The organism is Bradyrhizobium sp., from assembly GCF_019244115.1.
Taxonomy (GTDB): Bacteria; Pseudomonadota; Alphaproteobacteria; order Rhizobiales; family Xanthobacteraceae; genus Bradyrhizobium.
In genome coordinates this window covers 1-3381 of record NZ_JAFATE010000347.1, presented here as the reverse complement: position 1 = coordinate 3381, position 3381 = coordinate 1, and the positions used below count along the sequence as shown (strand labels likewise).

Below are 3381 nucleotides of genomic sequence, written 5' to 3'. Positions count from 1 at the left end.
CCGACGACCAGGCCCGTGCATGGGAGCACGCCGACTGGAGCAGTGACCAGGACGATGGCGCGGGCCACCGCGCGCGCCGTCTGCTCTCCAAGTCCAATTCCAGCCTGGATCGCTTTGTTGACGGGCTTTCCGGGTTGCAGCGATGGGCCGCCGGCGAGCGCTGGATCAAGCGTTTGGGCGTCGTGCTCGCGGCGCTCTTGGTCATCTTCACGGTCTCCTTCGGCGCACTGTGGTGGCGGCTTGGTGCCGGCGCGATCAATCTCGACGTCGTGACGCCGTGGCTTGCGGCCGCGATCCAGGAGAGTATCGGCCACGGCAACACCGTCGAGGTCGGCGGCACGCAGATCGAACGCGCAGGCCGGATCCATGTCGCGGTCCGCATCCGCGACATCATCGTTCGCGACCAGGACAACGCCATCGTGGCGAGCGCCCCCAAGGCCGAAGTACGACTGTCCGGCAGCACACTGTTGATGGGGCGGCTTCGCGCCGAGAGCCTGAACCTGGTCGACGCGGTGCTCGCCATCCGCATCACGCCCGATGGATATGTCACGGTGTCGACCGGCGACACCGCAAAGCCGCTTGCAACCGGCGTGACCAGGAAACAGCAGCCTGGCGTGCCGCAGGCAGCGGGGAGTGCGCCCGGCACTGTCGCGCCCGCGCCGGCCTCTCCCAACACCGCACCGAGCGGGCTTCTGGCCGGCCTCGATTGGCTCGACAGCCTCAGTCTCACGGGCCTCGACGGCCAGAATCTCAACGAGATCGGCCTGAAGAATGGCGTGCTGGTCGTCGACGATCAGCAGCGCGGCAACAAATGGACTTTTGACAATATCAGCCTCAGCCTGCGCCGTCCGAGCAGCGGCGGTGTGGCGCTCTCCGTCGGCGAGGAAGGAAAGCGCGCCTGGTCGCTGCGTGTCCTGGTCGGGCCGCCGGAAAACGGGGTGCGCACCGTCGACGTTCGCGCCGACAAGCTCAGGACCTCAAATATCCTGCTGGCGCTGCGGCTGAAGGACATGACCTACAACGCCGACCTGCCGTTGTCAGGCGAGGTGAAGGGCGAGATCAGCCGCGATGGGCTGCCGACCTATCTGCACGGCAAGCTGACGATCGGCCCCGGAACCATCATCGATACCGACACGCCGGATTATCCGATGGCCATCGACCAGGCGGAGATGAGCCTGGAATGGGATGCAAACCGGCGCGTGCTGGTCGCACCCTTCAAGGTCGTATCGGGCGCGAACCGGGTCACGCTGCTGGCGCATCTCGAGCCGCCCAATGACAGTGTCCAGGACTGGCAGCTCGGCTTCAGTGGCGGCACTATCCTGCTCGGCGGCATCAATGACGAGCCGCCGCTGATCTTCAACCGCATCGCCGTCGGCTTCCGTTTCGACACCGTCGGCAAGCGCGTGCTGCTGACGCAGGCCGATTTCTCCAATGGCGAGATCGGCGTCGCTGGCACCGGCAGCATCGACTATGCGGGCGAGCCGCGCCTGAAACTCGGCTTCGCTGGCACCCCGATGTCGGCGACCGCGCTGAAACGGATCTGGCCGGCGCTGATCGTGCCCGAGGTGCGCGAATGGATCGTCGACCGGATCGAGCGCGGCGCGGTGCAGCGTTTGGACGTCGCGGTCAATTCGCCGGTCAAGAACCTGCCGCGCAAAGGGCCGCCGATTCCCGATGACGGGCTCGAGGTCAACATCGTGGCGAGCGGCGTCGTGGTGCACCCCGTGGACAGGCTGCCGTCCGTGCGCGATGCCGATCTCAAGGTGCACATCACCGGCCGCACCGCGACAGTGACCATCGGGCAGGGGATTGCCGACACGCCCGGCGGCCGCAAGCTCACGCTGTCGGATTTCCTCTTCGAGGTACCGGACATGGCGCCGAAGCCGATGCAGGCCCGGGTCAAGGTCAGGGTCGACGGATCGGTGCCGGCTGCCGCCGAAATCATGGCCTCCGATCGGCTCAGCGACCTCTCGGCGACACCGATCGATCCCGCCGCCAGCAACGGAAAGCTGTCGGCGATCATCACCATGGGCCTGCCGCTCAAGGGCGAACTGACCAAGGTCGACACGACCTACAATGTGAACGCGGATCTCACAGGCTTCTCGGCCGACAAGCTGGTCATGAACCAGAAGCTCGAGGCTGACACGCTGAAGATCGTCGCGAGCAACCAGGGCTATCAGGTCAAGGGCGGCGTCAAGATCAACGGGCAGCCGGCGACGCTGGATTATCGCAAGCCGGCCGACGGCGACGCGGACATCAAGCTCGTGGCGACGCTCGACGATGCGAGCCGCGCACGCCTCGGGCTCGATCTTGGCGCCGCTGCCACCGGCAATGTCCCGATCAAGCTGAGCGGCAAGATCGCGAGCGGCGATCACGACAGCCGCGTCGGTGTCGACGCCGACCTCACCGCGCTGAAGCTCGACAACGTCCTGCCCGGCTGGGTCAAGCTGCCGGGCAAGACCACCCGCGCCACCTTCAACGTGGTGCCGAAGGCGCAGTCGACGCGGTTCGAGGACATCGTGATCGACGGCGGCGGCACCTCGATCAAGGGCTCGCTCGAGGTCGACCAGAATGGCGATCTGATGAATGCGAATTTCCCGGTCTATTCGCCGTCCGATGGCGACAAGACACAGCTCAAGGCCGAGCGCGGTGCGGATGGCGTATTGAAGGTGACGATGCGCGGCGACGTGTTCGATGGCCGCGGTTTCCTCGATTCCGTGAAAGCGGGGAATTCAAAGGATGCCGACAGCAAGGGCAAGGTGAAGAGTACCGACGTTGACGTCGATCTCAAATTCGGTGCGGTCAAGGGCGCCTACGGGGAGGCGCTACGCAGCGTCGACAGCAAGCTGTCGCGGCGCAATGGCGCGTTCCGGAGCTTCACGCTCACCGGCAAGATCGGGAAGGATACGCCGATTGTAGCGGATCTCGGCAGGATCGGGCGCGATACGCCGACGGCCGCGGAGTTGCGCGGTCGCTGGCAGGGACGCGAGGTGGTGCTGGTGGAGACCAAGGATGCGGGCGCGTTCTTCCGCTTCGCGGACATCTATACCAAGGTGATCGGCGGCCAGCTTCAACTGGTCATGGATCCGCCGTCCAACGATGCCGGCGCGCGCGAGGGCTCGATCGAAGTCCGCGATTTCGCCGTCAAGGGCGAGGCCGCGATCGACCGGCAGGTTGCCGGTTCCGGCAACAGCCAGAACGGCGTCAGCTTCTCGCGGGCGCATGCGGACTTTGTTTCGCAGAGCGGCAGGCTCACCGTGTCCGAGGCCGTGTTGAAGGGACCGATCATCGGTGGGACCATCGGGGGGTACATCGATTATCCTGCCAACCAGGTGCAGATGAGCGGCACCTTCATCCCGGCCTACGGGCTCAACAACCTGC

The 3381-nt window shown here is 65.7% G+C and carries 1 protein-coding gene; it reads left to right on the top strand.

Features of this window, described 5'->3' with window-relative positions; translation table 11 throughout:
• A partial coding sequence (locus JOZ76_RS15390; RefSeq protein WP_291699473.1) for a YhdP family protein occupies window positions 1–3381 on the top strand: 3381 nt, incomplete at both ends.